We start from the raw sequence: 16,371 nt of genomic DNA on the forward strand, positions 1-16,371 counted from the left end.
TCCTACAGCTCGATGCTCATGCCATCGTAGGCCACTTCAACATTGCGCCGCACCAGCTCGGCACGCTCGGCCGAGTCTTCATCGAGGATCGGATTGGTGTTGTTGATGTGGATCAGCACCTTGCGTTGCTTGGGCAGTTGCTCCAGTACTTCAAGCATGCCGCCAGGGCCGTTCTGGGCCAGGTGGCCCATTTCCCGGCCGGTGCGGGTGCCCACGCCGCGGCGCTGCATTTCGTCGTCGTCCCACAGCGTGCCGTCCACCAGCAGGCAGTCGCTGCCGGCCATGATCTCCAGCAGCGGCGCATCGACCTTGCCCAGTCCCGGGGCGTAGAACAGTTTGCCGCCGGTGCGCAGGTCTTCGACGATCAGGCCGATGTTGTCGCCCGGGTGCGGGTCGAAGCGATGGGGCGAGTAGGGCGGTGCGGCGCTGCGCAGCGGCAGGGGGCTGAAACGCAGGTTGGGGCAGGCCGGGATGCTGAAACTCTGGTCGAGTTCGATGCGGTTCCAGTTCAGGCCGCCATTCCAGTGGCTGAGCATGGTGAACAGCGGGAAGCCGCTGCTCAGGTCTTCGTGGACCATGTCGGTGCACCAGACCTGGTGCGGGCAGCCTTCACGCAGGCTCAACAGGCCGGTGGTGTGGTCGATCTGGCTGTCCATCAGGATGATTGCCTGCACCCCCGTATCGCGCAGGGCGCGACCAGGCTGCATCGGCGCAAAACCCTGGAGTTGCGCGCGGATGTCCGGCGATGCGTTGCACAGTACCCAGTTCACGCCGTCATCGGAGATCGCGATCGACGATTGGGTACGGGCGTGGGCCCGCAGACTGCCGTCACGAAACCCGGCGCAGTTCACGCAGTTACAGTTCCACTGCGGAAATCCACCGCCGGCGGCGGAACCTAGAATCTGGACAAACATGGCTGCTCCATCACATCAACGCTAAAAATGAAAACGCCCCGGGTTGGCCGAGGCGTTGTACCGCGTGTTTCGCCCGCAGGCAAAATCAACGGCTGGCGAAGTACATGGTGACTTCAAAGCCGATACGCAGGTCGGTGTAGGCAGGCTTGGACCAGGTCATAAAGATGCTCCTTCAAATGGATGGAATGAGTGAACCCTATACATATAGTTCATCTCCAGCCGGAGATGTTCAGATGCTTAGGTGGCTATCTTACTGAAACGTTTCCGCTTATTGGAGACTTCTCTCGAAGAAAACCCATTACAGCCCCGGTAATGATCCCCCGGCCGTTTGCCACGCACCCTGTGGAGAGGCATCGCTGGACACGCATCGCCATCCGCCAGCCGCCTGTTCCAGGTAATGGGCGGCGTCCAGCAGGGCGGGGCGCTGCAGGTGCAATACGGCCTGTTGTAACTGCGCCAGGTAATCCGACGGATGGTGGGCCAGTTTGCCCTGCCAGAGCAGCTCGAAGGCCTGGGGCAAGGGCAGGGTATGGCTGTCGAGTTGCCCGGCCAGGGTCTGCACCTGCTCGGCCAGCGTGGCATCGTCCAGGCTGGCGAGTTGTGCGGGCAGTTGCCGGATAAAGGCCTCGATGTGACCGAGCAATTGCGCTGCCGGGGTGCCTGGCGACTGTACGCCGAACAGCAGACCGGTTTGCCCGTGGATCTGCCGCACCCCGCTGAACACCGCATAGCCCAACTGCAGCTCGACCCGCAGGCGCTGGTAAAAAGGCGTTTGGCTGAGCTGGGCCAGCAGGCGCCATGCGGCTTCGTCGGCCACTTCCCGCGAAGGCGTGGGGCAAAACAACAGCAGCGCGTGTTCGTCACTGTGGCTGGGCACGGTGCTCCAGAGCCGTTGACCGGCGATGGCCACAGGCGACGTCGGCTCACTGTCGGCGCTGCCCGGCGCCCGGCTCAGGGCCCGGGTAACGGCGCTGTGTGTACTGGCCGGCAGACCGGCAGCCAGGCCGTCCCAATGCGCGCTGGCCCAGATCGCTGGCAGGTCCGCGGGGCCGGCAGCGGCTGCGGTGGTGCCCGGCACTTGGCCCAGGCACACCTCGGGCAGTGCCTTGAGCAATTGCCGGATGGCGATCAACGCGGGCGGCGATTGTGTGGCCTGCCAGTGTGCGTCGGCGGGCTGACTCAGGCACAACAGGGCCTGCTCGAGAATCGCTGGCATCGGCTCATGCCGCCCCAGCAACTTCAACAGCCATTGGTTGCCGGTTTCACTGAACGACAGTTCCACGCCCGCCTGGCCGGCGTCGTCGATCAGGCCCTGCAGGCTGCGGGCCAGCACCGGCTGCAGGTTGGCCGGTGGCGTTGAGGCCAGGCGCCAGCGCAGGCACAGGGCGCCCTCACCGCTGGTCTCTGGCAACGCCTGGCTGAACTGCAGCGCCGAACGCTCGCGACGACCGCGGGTGCGGTCCTGGGCGAAGGTCCGCAAGCCCCGGTGCGCGCTGGTTTGTCCGCGAATCAGGCCGGCGGCGGGCGGCTCTTCGGCGCTGCGCAGGAACGGATTGGGCGGTGGCAGTTGCCAGGTGCTGGCCGGGTTATCCACAGGTGCCGGATTGAGCTGGTGCAGGATCGCCGCGAGGGCGCCGACTGCGGGCTCAGGCAGCAGCGGTTGCACGGGCTCGATGTCGAGGCGAGCGAGGCTCAAGGCGCTGCCCGACTGGCGCTTGCGTTGCTGCAGCAGGGCATATTCTTCGCCCAGTGTTGGCGCGGTGTACTGCTGGCCGAAGAAGCTCAGCCAGTCGTTGAACAGGCTGCGGATTGAGGCAGGCTGCGCGGTAGCGGTGGCACTGAGCTGGAACTGCACATGCAGCAGCGCTTGCCCGGCAAAGTGGTACAGCGCTGTCGCCTTGAGGTTGTCGGCCCACTGGCGCTGGCGCAACTCGGCGAGCAGGCCGCCGGGCTTGGCGCAGTTGAGCCAGGTGCAGAGATAGTCCAGGGCTTCGGCGGATGACTCGGGCAACCCTTCGCAGGCGAACAGCAGGTTGAGTTGCTGTTCGCTGGCCTGTTGATAACAGCTGACCGCCTCGGACATCAAAGGGCGCGGCGGGCTTTGCGGTTGCCGGGCGCCGACCCGCAACGGGCTGATCAACAGCTGCGCCAGGCGCTGCAATTCATCCACAGGCTGCGGGCCCACCAGGCTCAAGGTCATCTGCCCGGTCTGGTAAAACCGCTGATAGTAGTCCTTCAGCGCCTGCTGGAAATCAGGGTGTTGCACCGCCAGGCTGTCACGATTGCCAGCGTGGAAGCCGCGCAAGGGGTGATCCGTCGCCAGGCCGTCGAACAGGGCCTGGTGCTGCTGGGCGGCGGCATCCTGGGACCAGGCGAGGTACTCGGCTTCCAGCACTTCGCGTTCGCGCAGTTGCTCGTCTGGATGCAGCCGCGGGTGGGCGAGCATGTCGCCCAGGCGCTCCAGCCCCGATGCAAAAGCCTGGGGTGGCAGTTCGAAGAAAAAGTCTGTGCGGCGCTCGCCGGTTTGCGCATTCAACTGGCCGCCCTGGCGTTGCACATAGGCCATCAGCCCTTCGCTGGCCGGAAACCGCTCGGTACCCAGGAACAGCAGGTGTTCAAGGAAATGCGCCAGGCCAGGCCAGGGCAGGGGCGCGTCGTGGCTGCCGGCGGCCACGCGCAACACGGCGGCGCAACGTTTCAAACCGGGTGCATGACGCAGCGCAAGCCGCAGGCCGTTGGCCAGGCTTTCGTGGTGGACAGGGGGGTGGATCGGCGCAGGCATGGGCACTTCCGCTACTGGGTAAGTGCTCATGCTAGCGAAAACCCTGGGTCAGCGCTTGTTCAGCGCGTCGTAGAGTGCTGGCCGACGATCGAGGAAGTAGCGATTGGCGGCGCGCGAGTCGAGCATCAATTGGCGATCCAGGGTACCGACGATCAATGCTTCATCGAGGCCGGCCTGGGCGATACGGCTGCCATCCGGCGCGGCGATGCTGCTTTGCCCGCAGTAGTGGATCTGCTCTTCACTGCCGCAGTAGTTGGCGTAGGCCACATAGCACTGGTTCTCGTAGGCCCGGGCGCGCACGGTGACGTCGGCGATGAAGTCGAAGGGAATCATGTTGGCCGTCGGCACCAGGATCAGCTCGGCCCCGGCTAGGGCCAGGCGCCGGGCGTTTTCCGGGAACTCCAGGTCGTAGCAGATCAGAAAGCCGAGCGTCCAGCCGTTGAGCTCGACCAGGGGAAAGTCGTCCTCCCCGGCGCTGAACATCGAGTGGTCGAGGTCGCCGAACAGGTGGGTCTTGCGGTAGTTGCACAGGCGCTCGCCCTGCGCGTCGATCAACTGCACGGCGTTGTAGATCTGCCCGTCCTCGGCACGCTCGGGGTAGCCATACAGGATGGCGACCCCCGAGGTCTTGGCGATTTGGGCGACCTGCTGCGCGGCCTCACCGTCGCGCCCCTGGGCCAGGACGTTCACCGCGTCGACGCCGATGTTGTAGCCGGTCAGGAACATCTCCGGAACCACCAGCAGGTCGGCGCCCTTGGCTTCTGTCGCGAGCTGCTGCAGGCGTTGCAGGTTGGCGGCAACGTCGAGCGGCAGCGGTGGGCATTGGTAAAGGGCTACGCGCATTTCGGATTCCTCTTACTCAGGCAAGGCGATTGGCCCGATTTCATTGAACACATCACCCGGGCCCGGGTTCTCGGCATGGGTGCTGCCGCCAAAGTGATTCATGATGCCCCAGACCGCATTGAGCGAGGTCTGCACCGCGCCTTCGACCCAGGCCGGTGTCCAGGACACGTCATCGCCGGCGATAAAAATCCCGCGTTGCTCGGCCGGCATCTCCTGTTGCATGAAGTGCGCGTACATCCGCTGGTTGTAGCGGTAATGGCCGGGCAGGGCACCTTTGAAGGCGCCGAGGAAGTGCGGGTCGGCTTCCCAGGACACAGTAATCGGGTCGCCGATGATGCGCGCGGCGATGTCGACTTTCGGGTAGATCTTCTTCAGAGCATCGAGGGCCAGCTTCACCCGTTTTTCGATCGGCTGCGGGAGCATTTTCAGCGCGTCGCTCATCCACGAGTACGACAGGCAAATGACCCCCGGCTTGTCGTCGCCGTTGTCGAAGAGGTAGGTGCCACGGGTCAGGCGATCGGTGAGGGTCATGCTCATCAGGTCGCGACCGGTTTCCGGGTCTTTGTCTTTCCAGAACGGCCGGTCGACCATGACGAAGGTCTTGGACGACTGCATGTAGCGGGTGCGGTCCAGGGCCATCCACATCTTTTGCGAGAACAGCGATTCTTCGCACTCGATCTGGGTGGTCAGCAACCAGCTTTGGCAGGTGGTCAGCACGGCCGCGTATTCGCGGGTATCACCCCAGTTGTCGGTGACGCTGAAGCGCCCATCGGCGGCGCGGGCGATGCGCTTGACCCCGGTGCGTGGCGCGCCGTTGTGCAGCGAGCTGAGGCTGGTGCCTGCTGGCCAGTGCGCACAACGTTCCGGCACATGGCGCCAGATCCCCAGGGGTACCTGTTCCACGCCACCGACCACCAGGTGCTGGTGATCGTCGCAGTTGGTCATCACTACGCGGAAGATTTCCAGCATCGAGTTGGGGAAGTCCGAGTCCCAGCCACCGGTGCCGAAACCCACCTGGCCAAACACTTCACGGTGGTGGAACGACAGCTTGGCGAAGGCTTTGGAGGTGGCCACGAAGTCGTAGAAGGTGCGGTCATCCCACAGTGGCACCAGGGTGTTCCACAGCTCCTTGAGGCGCGGTACGTCGCGGTCGCGGATCGCTTGCTGGATTTCGCCAAAGCGCGAACCGTCCTCCAGGGCATCGGCCCAGGCGTCGGCGACTTCCTGGAACAGCGCGGGCAGGTCGGCGAGTTTCTGCGCGTAGTGGGTCTGGCCTTCCAGGTCGATGACCGTGCTGCCGGAGGCGGGGGTCAGCGGGTTGGGGAAGGGCTTGGTCTCAAGACCCAGCTTGTCGACGTAGTGATAGAAGGCGGTGGACGACACCGGGAAGCGCATACCGCCCAGTTCGGCGATGATTCCTTCGGCACCCTCGAAGGCCTGGGAGCGCAGGCGTCCACCCATTTTCGAGGCTTCGTAGACGACCGGTTTCAAGCCCAGCTTCATCAGCTCATACGCCGCCACCAGCCCGGCAATGCCGGCACCGACAATCGCCACTTCCGCGCCGTGGTTGTGCGCCGGGATGCTGCCCAGGCCGGCCGGGTGTTCGATCCAGTCGTCAAAGGCGAAAGGGAAGTCGGGACCGAAGATGGTGACCGGTTTTTTACCGTCTGCAGGATGGCGATTGTTGTTGTTCATGGCTGACCTTGCTGGCGACTCGCACGAGGTGCTGAGTATAGGAAAAGACTGTCGCCATTCTAGGGAGCGTAGTGCACGTTAATAAGACGCAAAGTGTCGTCGTTTTGCAGGGTGGTGATGCGATATGACGAATATTGTGGTCAGACTGGCTGGCCACGGTCGATCTTGCTGCTGAGGATGATCGACGTGGTGGTTTTTTCGACCCCATCGACGCTGCCGATCTGGTCGAGCAATTGGTCCAGTTGCTCCGGCGAGTCGGTGCGCAGCCAGGCGACGTAATCGAACTCCCCGCTGACCGCACAGAGTTGCTGGACCTGGGCCATGCTGCTCAGGCGGCGCAGCACTTCCTTGCCGGAGCGCGGTTGCACGGTGATGCCGACATAGGCCTGCAAGCCCCCGTCGACCACCCGCTGGCCAAGACGCACGCCGTAGCCGGTGATCACCTTGGCCTTTTCCAGGCGCGTCAGCCGCGACGTCACCGTGGTGCGCGCAATGCCCAGTTGCCGGGCGAGCATGGCCACGCTTTCGCGGGCGTTGAGCTGCAAGGCGGCGATCAATTGGCGGTCGATTTCATCGAGCGCGAGGGGGCGAGTGTCAGGCAAAAGGGCTTCTCCAACAGCACAGGTCAGTGGGCGTGCATGTTACAGCACATCCATGGCGGCGCTGGGGGATGACTGCGCCCGTCAGCGTCTCACTTGAGCAGTGTTCTGAGGGTCGGGAGATCGATTCTTGGAATGAGCTTGTCGGGAATCCGTGGGCTGCTGGAGAGGTTATACACGGCGAAGTCATCGCCCATGACTTTGCTGGACATCAACTTCAGCGATGGAAGAATCCGCGTGTGGTAGTGCTTGTCGAGCCCGCAAGGGGAGAGCACTGAACCTGTGGTTTCATAAAATCGCCCGGTGGACTGATTCAGATCGACCCCCACCAGGAACACTTTGTTGAAGCCCAAGTGGTGGGCCAGCTGCAATGCCAGATAGGCCACCGTGCGGGCATCATAAAAGCCATCGCTGAGGTTCTTGCTGAAGCCGATGCTCTTGGTCCGTTGCCCGATGAGCGCACGGCTTTGCACCAGATTCTTGTTGCGCCGCAAGAAATAGTCGAGCCAGGTTTGTTTCGGGGCACGTTTGAGCGTGAACAGTGTGCCTGCCGGGCGCACATTCGTGCGCCGCGCATACTCTGCCCACAAGGCCACCCGTTGGCTGATTTTCATCGCGTGGGCAAAAAACTCGGGTTGCTGGAGCGGAAAGCTCATGTCGGTGCACACATAGAAGTGCGGCCGGATGGCCGTCTTGCTGAACAGCGAGATCGCGCCATTCATGGTGATCATCGGGACGTGGGCGAACTCTTCAATCGGAAAGTCCTTGGCCGAACTGCCCGAGGCAATAATGAACACCGCGCCGCTCTCGGTGTGGCGACACTCTTCGAAATCACGCACATGACTCAACTTCGAGTCTACTGCTGGATGTGCCTGAACTACTTCCATGTCCGATGTCCGCTAGGTATGCCATTGACTGTATTGATGTTTTTTTTATTGGCCCTGAAACAGGATCATTCGCGGCTGCTTCAAGCACGGAATGACACCCACAACTCTCAGGCTCGCCAGGCAGGCAAGGGTTGAATCTAGCAAATGCGACGTGATGTGACCAACCCCTAAACGCACGAATGGGCAAGCGGTCGCAAATAGGAGGAAAAGGTGCTGCAGGGAGCGAATGACGGGGAATATTGAGGTGATGAGCAGCTTCCTGCGTTGCGTTGGTCTGCCTCTCTTTGATTTATTCAAAGGTTAGGTATACGTTACATTTATTCAAAATTGTCGCGTATACAGAACATGGATTATTCCCTTATCACCGCTCGTCTCGGCGAGCAACTCCGCCAACGCCGCCTGAATCGCGGGCTGACCCAAGCCCGCCTGGCGGCCCTGGCGGGCATCACTCGACAAAAGGTTATCGCCATCGAAAAGGGTGATCTGTCGGTGGGCATGGTCGCGTATGCACGAGTCCTGGGGGCTCTGGATGGTGAGTTCGCTATAGTTCCGGCCGCCATGCCGACGCTTGATGAAATCCAGGGAGTGTTCGACTGATGAGCAATGTATTGCGGGTTACGACACCTGAAGGTAGTAGCGGGAAGATCCTGGGCAGTGGTGGGGACTATTTGTTTCGGTATCACGAAGATGCCAAGGCGCAGACGGCGATCAGTTTGCTAATGCCTGTGCGCCTGGATGAATACCGCCACCGTGAACTCCACCCGATCTTCCAGATGAACCTGCCGGAAGGTTACGTCCTGGAGCAGTTGCGCAATCGCTTGGCCAAGGTAGCGAATGTCGACCCCATGTTGTTATTGGCGCTAACTGGCAGCAGTTCGCCCATCGGGCGGATAGCGGTGAGTTCAGCGCAAGTCGATGCGCTCTTGCTGCGTCAGCAGTTCCCTGGCGAAAAGCTGGAAGAGATCCTTGCTTGGGACGGTGCAGAGGACATTTTTGCCGATCTGGTCGATCGCTATATTCTGCGTGCAGGGATTTCGGGAGTGCAGCCCAAAGTACTAGTACCAGAACATCAGGAATGCGCACCTCAACGATTCACCTCGAAAACGTCAGACCTCATTATCAAGAGCGGGCGCAACGAGTTTCCGGGACTGGCGATTAACGAATTCCTTTGTATGTCGGTAGCCAGGGATGCCGGGATTATGGTGCCGGAGTTCTACCTTTCCGATAACGCCAAACTGTTCGTCATGCGGCGTTTTGACCGCGACGAGCAGCTCAACCCGATCGGTTTCGAGGACATGGCTGCATTGATGGGGCTCGCCGCGGAACAGAAGTACAGCAAGAGTTACTCGGCTATCGCCAAGGCTGTCCGGTTGTACTGCCCTCCTGAGCACGTACAGGGCTCATTGGCCCACCTGTTTTCCATGGTGACGTTGAGCTGCATAGTGGGTAACGGCGACGCACATCTAAAGAACTTCGGACTGCTCTATTCCGACCCTACCCAGCGCGATGCGCGGCTAGCACCGGCCTACGATATCGTTAACACCACAGCCTACCTTCCAAACGATGTATTGGCACTTGATCTTATCGGCAACAAATCGTTGTTCGCCTCGCGACAGGGATTGCTGGACTTCGCATTGATGTGTGATGTCGCAGAGCCTGAAGAGGTTATTCGCAAGCAACTGCAAGCGTTGGAGCAGGTGCTGGCGCGTTTCCCTGAACTCTGTGAGCAGGCGCCGGATGTGGCTGCAGCAATCAGGCAGTGTGCTGCGCCGTTTATGAGTTCTTTTGGTTAGCGTGATTAGAGGTGAGCCAGCGCGCGTCGACTAGAAACACAAAAGCCGCGCAATGCGCGGCTTTTTGTTTGGTGGGCCCACACGGACTTGAACCGTGGACCAAAGGATTATGAGTCCGAAAAATGGCCTGTTTAGCAGGGCGTAACAGAGCAACTCCCTTATTTCATTAGACATATAGCTACATGTGCTGCGTATGTTGCTATCAAGTGTGGACATTTTTCAGGTGTTGGGCCAGTGGGCTGTCGAGAAAGGAGGATTCTGCGATACCCAAGCGACTGCTTAGAATCCGAGACTAGCGTCCACTGCTTGATTTTTGCTAATTTTTCTCTCTTCTGCTCTGCGTAGCATCGGCCAAAATCTGATGTACATTCCATCCGACTTGTGAATCGAACCCTATTTGAGCAAATTGAATATGCATGTTTACGAAATTGAAACTGATAGATTACGTCTCCGACAATGGAGAGATTCTGACTTGCCTGTCTTTGCGATGATGAACGCAGATGCAGAAACCATGCGTTATTTTCCTTCCACTTTCACCGTTGAACAAAGTAACTCAATGGCGAAACGCTGCCGTGAACTCATTGAAATGAGAGGCTGGGGATTCTGGGCTGCGGAGGAAAAAACTACAGAAACGTTTGTCGGCTTCATCGGCCTGCATGTGCCTTCGCTTGAGTTTCCATGTTCTCCCTGCGTGGAAATTGGTTGGCGGCTAGTAAAGACAGCTTGGGGGAAAGGCTTGGCTACAGAGGGTGCAACTGCGGTGCTTTCCTTTGCATTCGAAAAGCTGGCCTTAACCGAAGTGGTTTCTTTTACAGCACTAACTAACAACCGCTCTGAGCGGGTTATGAAGAGGCTTGGAATGCAACGTGACGAATTCACGTTTGAAAATCCATCCATCCCTTTAGGGCATCCTTTGCGAGAACATGTACTTTATCGAGCATTTCCTAGATGAATGAAGCGATGCATCTGTAATGATGGTTTTTTTTGTAAAAAATGAAGCGTAAAGATTCGCCGGTAAGCTGCTTGAGATACGCATTCTGTAAGGTCTACAGCTGCCGGGGACTGCGAGCCAGGGGTGCAAGGACAGCGTCTCTAAATTGAGCTGTGCAGATTTTGAAAGTTCAACAAACCCCGTGTTTTCCGATTTTCTACCGCTCTAAACCGGGGCTCTCTCTTTTTTCCTATCAGCGCTTCCAAGTGTCGAATGTGAAGCTGCGTACCAATTCCTTTCCAAGCGCTTCACAAAACGAAAAACGCCAACCACTGCCTAACCCCGCAGCCCGCTTGGGCTCGCCGGGTCTTTTCATCCCCTAAATCTTTTCGCGAATTTTTGACACGGGGCCCGCCGGCGGGAGGGGGAAAAGTGCGTTCCTCGCCTGCGCTTTCTTTGCGCATGAGTTTTTCCAAAAGGGCCGCGATAGGCGCGCCTGCCACCCCCCTCACGAGGATGAACGATGAACCACAACCACAAGACGCGGATCAAGCCGATGGCAGATGAGATCGCCGCCCTGGACAAGCTCCTAAGCAAGAAGCCCACCTACGGCTTCGCGCCGTTCCTAATAGGTGCCATATGTGCCGGTGTGGTGTTCATGGCTTACAGCTACATCTCGCACCTGTAACCGACCCTTTCCAGTTTTGCCCCATTGTGTTGGGGCTTTCGGACTTTCAATGAAACGAATTCAGCACCACGGACCGCCCACAGCGGAAGATTTGGCGCGCCTGAAAATCGAACTGGGGTTCACCAGTCCTCAGATGGCGGGTCTGGCCGGGTTGGCGAAGGGGTCGCAGTGGCGCAAGTACACGGGCCGCACTGAGGACCGCGTGATGGGCATGCACATGCACTTCTACATGGCGGCCCTGCTGACGCTGAGTGAGGATGAATTGTCCCGTGTCGTCGCCACCATGCGCGCGCATGGGGCCGACATTGAGCTAGGGCCACTACCGGCCGGTCCGTCGGCTTTGGCTGAAGCGCAAGCTACTGCAACATTGCACTCCACTTAACCAGCCGGTTGCGTTCTCGCGGTCTCTAAGCGCTGCTGGAATTCAGCTCCAGCGGTTAGCTCCATCCGGCGGCCATCTCCAGCATCTTGTCGAGTTCGTGTTGGGACAGGGGTTGGCTGGTGTGGATCTCGACCTTGCCAATCTGTGTGCCCTTTGGCGTTGCCCCAGCCCACTTCAGCGGCGTTTCCGACCAGGCGCCTGACGCCCATTCTTTTGGCCAGCGCGGTGAGCATGCGTTTCTTCTGCCCTTGCTTGCGAAACTTGCGAGGCTGGAAAGGGCTGTCGTGCAGGTCGCGTTGCCGGATACCTTCTGTCAGGGCGTGGGTCAGATATCGGACAGCTCATTGATGGGGTCGGTGTTGCAACCGTATCGGTCGAGGCGACTTGTGATGCAAGGGTGGTCAGCAGTGACCATTTGGAGCTTGAACAGCAGATCATTGAACGCCTTAATCGTGGCGAATCCCCTGGCGCTCTACCCAAGGATCAAAGTCAGTATCTGGCTTTAGTGCTGATGCTGATCATCAGCTTTATGGGTAAGTACATAGAGTTTCAGAGCGCTGCTAGGCAGGAGCTGTGCTTCTTTCGGCCAAAAATTGCACCGATGTTGACGGCAAACCAGGCAGGCAAAGCCGTTCGGAATTTCCTGTGCGAGAAGGATGTGCCTGCGGAATTGCTGCAGGGCTATCGTCTAGTGAACGGCGATGATGTTCGGTTACGCGAGGGCCCAGGAATGAAGCACAGGATCATCTCGGTTAGTATTCCAGACCGGTCGGTGCTTGAAGTTCTGGACAGCGGAAACCGTGATTGGCTGCATGTTTCCGTGGTTGGTGAAGACGGTGTGGAAGGTTGGATCTCACGGAAGTACACCCACCGCTTGATTCGATAACTGTTCTGGTGTGGACGTTTTGTGGACTTTTTCGTTTGTGAAATGTCCAGTTTCGACCCATCAGAAACACGAAAGCCGCGCAATGCGCGGCTTTGAGTATGGTGGGCCCACACGGACTTGAACCGTGGACCAAAGGATTATGAGTCCTCTGCTCTAACCAACTGAGCTATAGGCCCTCAGTAGGTCGCGGATTATAGCGATGGTTTCTCGGCTGTGCTATCCGAAAAGTCCGAAACTGCGATACGAAGGAAGGTGGCGGCGAATTCGTCGGCGGGCAGTGGCAGGCTGACGATGTAGCCCTGGATCTGTTCGCAGCCTTCGCCGGCGAGGAATTGCTGTTGGGCCTGGGTCTCGACGCCTTCGGCGATGATGGTGAACTGCATGCTGCGGCCAAGGGCGATGATTGCGCGGACGATGGCCACGTCGTGGGGGTCGTCGGGCAGGCCGCGGACGAAGGACTGGTCGATTTTCAGGTAGTCCAGGGGCAGGCGCTTGAGGTAGCTGAGGGAGGAGTAGCCGGTGCCGAAGTCGTCGATGGCCAGTTGCACTCCCAGGCGTTTGAGCTGGTGCAGGACTTCCAGGGCTTCTTCCGCCTGGCTCATGATGAAGTTTTCGGTGATTTCCAGTTGCAGCAGGCCGGGTTTGAGGCGGTTGTCCTTGAGCAGTTGTTCGATGCGCCCCAAGAGGTTGGGCTGGCGCAGTTGCGCGCCGGCGAGATTGACCGAAAGTGAGCCGAAGCCCTCGTAGCGTTTGCTCCACTCGTGCATCTGCAGGCAGGCCTGTTCCAGTACCCAGTCGCCGATCTGCAGGATCATGCCGTTTTCTTCGGCCAGGGAGATGAAGTGCTCGGGCGGTACATCGCCGAAGGTCGGGTGGTGCCAGCGGATCAGTGCTTCGGCGCCGACCAGGCGTGGATGGTTGAGGCTGATTTTCGGTTGGTAGTACAGGGACAATTCGTTGCGTTCGATGGCGCGGCGCAGTTCATGTTCCAGGGCTATGCGCTCGCTGGCCTGGGCGGTGAGGTCGCGGGTGTAGCTTTCGACGCGGTTGCGCCCTTTGGCCTTGGAGCGGTACATGGCCGCATCGGCGTTCTTGACCAGGGTGGCGACGTCGCTACCGTCCTTGGGATAGAGGCTGGTGCCGATGCTGGCGCTGATGAAGAACTCATGTTCGCCGGCCTGGAACGGCGCGCCAAAGCAGTTCAGCAGTTTGTTGGCGATGTGGTCGGCATCGCTGGCTTGCTGCAGGCCCGGCAGCAGGATGATGAACTCGTCGCCCCCCAGGCGGGCCACGGTGTCGATGTCGCGCAGTTGCTCCTTGAGGCGTACGGCGATGCCCCTGAGCAGCAGGTCGCCGACCGGGTGGCCGAGGCTGTCGTTGATGTGTTTGAAGCGGTCGAGGTCGAGAAACAGCACGGCTCCCAGGCCACCCTGTTCACGCTGGCCGTTGAGGGCGGTCAGCAGGCGGCTTTCGAACAGTGTGCGGTTCGGCAGGCCGGTCAGCGGGTCGTGGTGGGCCTGATAGTCGAGCTTGGCCTGGGCGTGCTTGAGGCTCGAAATATCGGCAAACACCGCGACGAAGTGGGTGATGAAGCGGTCCTTGTTGCGCACCGCGCTGATGGTCAGCCAGCTGGGGTACAGCTCGCCATTCTTGCGCCGGTTGGAGATCTCGCCCTGCCAGTGGCCCTCGGCGGTCAATTGATGCCACATGGCCGCGTAGAAGGCGCTGTCGTGCAGGCCCGAGGCCAGGAGTCGAGGGGTGTGGCCCAGGGCCTCGGTTTCACTGTAGCCGGTGATCTCGCTGAAGGCCCGGTTGACGGCGCTGATGTGCTGCTGGGTGTCGGTGATCAACACGCCTTCGGCGGTGCTCTCGAACACGGTGGCGGCCTGTTGCAGTTTTTCCTGCATCAGGTGCCGCTCGGTGATGTCCCGGGCGATGGTCAGCATGCATTCTTCGTCGCCGATCGGTAGCGGTCGGCTGGACATTTCGCACAGGCGGATCTGCCCGTCGTTACGCCGGATGTGGCAGGTGAAGTCACGCACGAAGCCGTCGCGCTTGAGCAGGTCGAGCATTTTGCGGCGTTCATTGAGGTTGACCCAGATGCCCAGGTCGAGGGTCGAGCGATCCAGGGACATGGCGCTATTGAAGCCGGTGATGCGGCTGAACCCTTCGTTGACCTCGATCAGCAGACCGTCGCTGACCCGTGAGAGCAGCAGGCCATCAGGCGAGGCATGGAAGGCCTTGGCGAACTTTTCCTCGGAGGTTTGCAGTTGCTGTTGGGTTTCCTTGAGCTGGCTGATGTCCCGGACCACCACCACCAGCGCTGGCGTGGTGTCGAGTTCGAAGGGCTCGGCGGAGATCAGGCCGGTGAACACCTGGCCATTGCTGCGGCGAAAGGGCATCTCCAGGTTGCGAATGCTGCCGGCCTGCAAGCGCTGCAACAGGCCCGGGCCGACGCCGGCAATGCCCCAGATATTCAGATCAGTGGCGGTTTGTCCCACCACTTGTGCGGCGCTCAGGCCGATCTGTTCTTCGAAGGCCTCGTTGACCTCCAGTAGGCAGCCGTCCGACAGGCGCGCAATCACCAGGATGTCCGGGCACTGCTGGAACACCGAGGCAAACTTCTGCTCGGAGAGGCGCAGGGCTTCTTCGGTGCGCTTGGCTTCGCTGATGTCGATCATCAGGCCGCGCATGATTGGCTCGTGGCCGTGTTCAATCAGGCTGACGATGTCGCGTACCCACAGGCAGCGCCCGTCGGCCGTGATCACCCGGTAGTCGAGGCTGTGATCGCGTCCGGCCAGTACTTCGTGATCGCAGAAGCTCTGGGCCCGTGTCAGGTCGGCGGGATGAATGATGTTGCGCCAGAAGCCGGGTATCAGCCAGTGGGACAGGGGATAGCCGAGCAGTTCTTCGGCGTGGGGCGACACGTAGCTGTAGGTGAAGTCACTGATGCGCGCTTCCCAGGCGATGGCGGACAGGCTCTCCACCAGGCCGCGGTAGTGGTATTCGCTGCTGCGCAGTTCCTGCTCCAGGGCGACCCGGCGGGAAATCTCTGAGCTCAGGCGGCGATTGATGCGGATCACCGCGGCGAGTATGGCGATCAGCAAACCGACGCTGGGCAGGCCGTAGATCAACAGGTCGGACCAGAAGCCGCGGTGATCGAGCACGTTGCCGACCCAGTGCTCCTGGATGGCGCTGATTTCCCCGGGGCTCATGTCGGCCAGCACTTTGTCGAGGATGCTTACCAGCAGTTTGTTATCCCGTGGCACGGCCATCGCCAGTTGGTAGCGATAGGGGGTTTCGCCGCTGACGTAGAGCCCTTCGAGCTTGAGTTGGCGCAGGCTCCAGACACTGGACGCGAGGTCGCCGACGACCGCGTCGACCTGGTCGGTGGCCAGGGCCTGCAGCGCCGAGCTGACGTTGGGCAAGGGCACCAGGTTGAGGTCGGGGTGTTGGGTGCGCAGCAATTCGTGCGGGGCGTAGTTTTCCACCACGGCGATTTTCAGGCCGTAGAGGTCTTCAATATTGCGGGGCTGGGCGCCGCCCACATGGGCCAGGATAACGATGGGGAAATCCAGGTAGGGGCGGGTGAAGGCCAGGTAGTTCTGGCGCTCGGCGGTGGACATGATGCCGGGCAGCAGGTCGAGCTTGCCGTGTTTGACCTGGTCCAGCACCTCGGTCCAGCTGACCGGCTCCACGGGCGTAACCTTGACGGCCAGGCGATCGCGCACGACGTTGATGTAGTCCGCCGCCAGGCCCTGGTAGCGGCCTTGCTCGTCACGAAACTCGAAGGGCGGCCACGAGGCGTCCACGCCCAGGCGTAACTCTGGATGAGCCGCCAGCCAGCCACGTTCTTCGTCACTAAGAGTCAGAGCGCCAGCCGTTGCGGTCCAGGTCATCAGCGACAGTAGCAGCGCGGCCGGGAGTCTGGGCATAACGGTCTCGTTATGGCTCGGGGGAATGTTTCGAGT

At 60.3% G+C, this 16,371-nt stretch carries 14 protein-coding genes and 1 tRNA gene; 6 read left to right on the forward strand and 9 right to left on the reverse strand.

Translation table 11 applies throughout. The features are described 5' to 3' along the window. Window positions 1-2: 2 nt before the first annotated feature. The 7 genes from pqqB to H7995_RS06065 all read right to left on the reverse strand — a co-directional run bounded on the left by pqqB (window position 3) and on the right by H7995_RS06065 (window position 7,720). Window positions 3-914: a pyrroloquinoline quinone biosynthesis protein PqqB gene (gene pqqB, locus H7995_RS06035; RefSeq protein WP_185818121.1), complete on the reverse strand. Its 912-nt coding sequence runs from the start codon at window positions 912-914 to the stop codon at window positions 3-5. Between the two features lie 85 nt (window positions 915-999). Continuing rightward, complete coding sequence (pqqA, locus tag H7995_RS06040; protein ID WP_003194766.1) at window positions 1,000-1,074, reverse strand: pyrroloquinoline quinone precursor peptide PqqA; 75 nt, start codon at window positions 1,072-1,074, stop codon at window positions 1,000-1,002. Between the two features lie 138 nt (window positions 1,075-1,212). Continuing rightward, complete coding sequence (gene pqqF / locus H7995_RS06045) at window positions 1,213-3,696, reverse strand: pyrroloquinoline quinone biosynthesis protein PqqF (protein WP_185818133.1); 2,484 nt, start codon at window positions 3,694-3,696, stop codon at window positions 1,213-1,215. Window positions 3,697-3,744: 48 nt separating this feature from the next. Then, complete coding sequence (locus H7995_RS06050; protein WP_166591276.1) at window positions 3,745-4,539, reverse strand: carbon-nitrogen hydrolase family protein; 795 nt, start codon at window positions 4,537-4,539, stop codon at window positions 3,745-3,747. 12 nt (window positions 4,540-4,551) lie between these two features. Continuing rightward, entirely contained in the window at window positions 4,552-6,234 is a 1,683-nt protein-coding gene (locus H7995_RS06055) for a flavin monoamine oxidase family protein (RefSeq protein ID WP_095170611.1), read from the reverse strand. A 140-nt stretch (window positions 6,235-6,374) separates the two neighbouring features. Further along, window positions 6,375-6,836, reverse strand: coding sequence for an Lrp/AsnC family transcriptional regulator (locus tag H7995_RS06060; RefSeq protein WP_166591277.1), 462 nt, complete (start codon window positions 6,834-6,836; stop codon window positions 6,375-6,377). 89 nt (window positions 6,837-6,925) lie between these two features. Next, window positions 6,926-7,720: a lipopolysaccharide biosynthesis protein gene (locus H7995_RS06065; RefSeq protein WP_166591278.1), complete on the reverse strand. Its 795-nt coding sequence runs from the start codon at window positions 7,718-7,720 to the stop codon at window positions 6,926-6,928. 345 nt (window positions 7,721-8,065) lie between these two features. On the opposite strand from H7995_RS06065, the gene H7995_RS06070 reads away from it, so the two are divergent. The 6 genes from H7995_RS06070 (at window position 8,066) to H7995_RS06095 (ending at window position 12,400) form a co-directional block, all read left to right on the forward strand. Next, on the forward strand, window positions 8,066-8,317 hold the full coding sequence (locus H7995_RS06070) for a helix-turn-helix transcriptional regulator (RefSeq protein WP_166591279.1): 252 nt from the start codon (window positions 8,066-8,068) through the stop codon (window positions 8,315-8,317). Continuing rightward, entirely contained in the window at window positions 8,317-9,513 is a 1,197-nt protein-coding gene (locus tag H7995_RS06075; RefSeq protein ID WP_166591280.1) for a type II toxin-antitoxin system HipA family toxin, read from the forward strand. Before H7995_RS06070 ends, H7995_RS06075 begins: the two co-directional genes overlap by 1 nt. 397 nt (window positions 9,514-9,910) lie before the next feature. Further along, complete coding sequence (locus H7995_RS06080) at window positions 9,911-10,465, forward strand: GNAT family N-acetyltransferase (protein WP_306109757.1); 555 nt, start codon at window positions 9,911-9,913, stop codon at window positions 10,463-10,465. Window positions 10,466-10,967: 502 nt separating this feature from the next. Next, entirely contained in the window at window positions 10,968-11,132 is a 165-nt protein-coding gene (locus H7995_RS06085; RefSeq protein ID WP_166591281.1) for a hypothetical protein, read from the forward strand. 49 nt (window positions 11,133-11,181) lie between these two features. Beyond that, window positions 11,182-11,514, forward strand: coding sequence for an XRE family transcriptional regulator (locus H7995_RS06090; protein WP_166591282.1), 333 nt, complete (start codon window positions 11,182-11,184; stop codon window positions 11,512-11,514). A gap of 415 nt (window positions 11,515-11,929) precedes the next feature. Beyond that, the gene (locus tag H7995_RS06095) at window positions 11,930-12,400 is read left to right on the forward strand and encodes an SH3 domain-containing protein (protein ID WP_166591283.1); all 471 of its coding nucleotides are present in this window, start codon (window positions 11,930-11,932) and stop codon (window positions 12,398-12,400) included. Between the two features lie 99 nt (window positions 12,401-12,499). Here the strand turns inward: H7995_RS06095 and H7995_RS06100 are convergent. Continuing rightward, window positions 12,500-12,576, reverse strand: a tRNA-Ile gene (locus tag H7995_RS06100). 15 nt (window positions 12,577-12,591) lie between these two features. After that, a complete protein-coding gene (locus H7995_RS06105; protein ID WP_166591284.1) occupies window positions 12,592-16,335 on the reverse strand; it encodes an EAL domain-containing protein in 3,744 nt (1,247 codons plus the stop codon). Between the last annotated feature and the right edge of the window lie 36 nt (window positions 16,336-16,371).

This window comes from Pseudomonas kielensis, assembly GCF_014236655.1.
GTDB classification, from domain to species: domain Bacteria; phylum Pseudomonadota; class Gammaproteobacteria; order Pseudomonadales; family Pseudomonadaceae; genus Aquipseudomonas; species Aquipseudomonas kielensis.

Bases quoted from the DNA above. Each gene is read 5' to 3' on its own strand.
- pqqB (WP_185818121.1), bottom strand. From the start codon at position 914: ATGTTTGTCCAGATTCTAGGTTCCGCCGCCGGCGGTGGATTTCCGCAG.
- pqqF (WP_185818133.1), bottom strand. From the start codon at position 3,696: ATGCCTGCGCCGATCCACCCCCCTGTCCACCACGAAAGCCTGGCCAAC.
- H7995_RS06050 (WP_166591276.1), bottom strand. From the start codon at position 4,539: ATGCGCGTAGCCCTTTACCAATGCCCACCGCTGCCGCTCGACGTTGCC.
- H7995_RS06055 (WP_095170611.1), bottom strand. From the start codon at position 6,234: ATGAACAACAACAATCGCCATCCTGCAGACGGTAAAAAACCGGTCACC.
- H7995_RS06065 (WP_166591278.1), bottom strand. From the start codon at position 7,720: ATGGAAGTAGTTCAGGCACATCCAGCAGTAGACTCGAAGTTGAGTCAT.
- H7995_RS06070 (WP_166591279.1), top strand. From the start codon at position 8,066: ATGGATTATTCCCTTATCACCGCTCGTCTCGGCGAGCAACTCCGCCAA.
- H7995_RS06075 (WP_166591280.1), top strand. From the start codon at position 8,317: ATGAGCAATGTATTGCGGGTTACGACACCTGAAGGTAGTAGCGGGAAG.
- H7995_RS06085 (WP_166591281.1), top strand. From the start codon at position 10,968: ATGAACCACAACCACAAGACGCGGATCAAGCCGATGGCAGATGAGATC.
- H7995_RS06090 (WP_166591282.1), top strand. From the start codon at position 11,182: ATGAAACGAATTCAGCACCACGGACCGCCCACAGCGGAAGATTTGGCG.
- H7995_RS06105 (WP_166591284.1), bottom strand. From the start codon at position 16,335: ATGCCCAGACTCCCGGCCGCGCTGCTACTGTCGCTGATGACCTGGACC.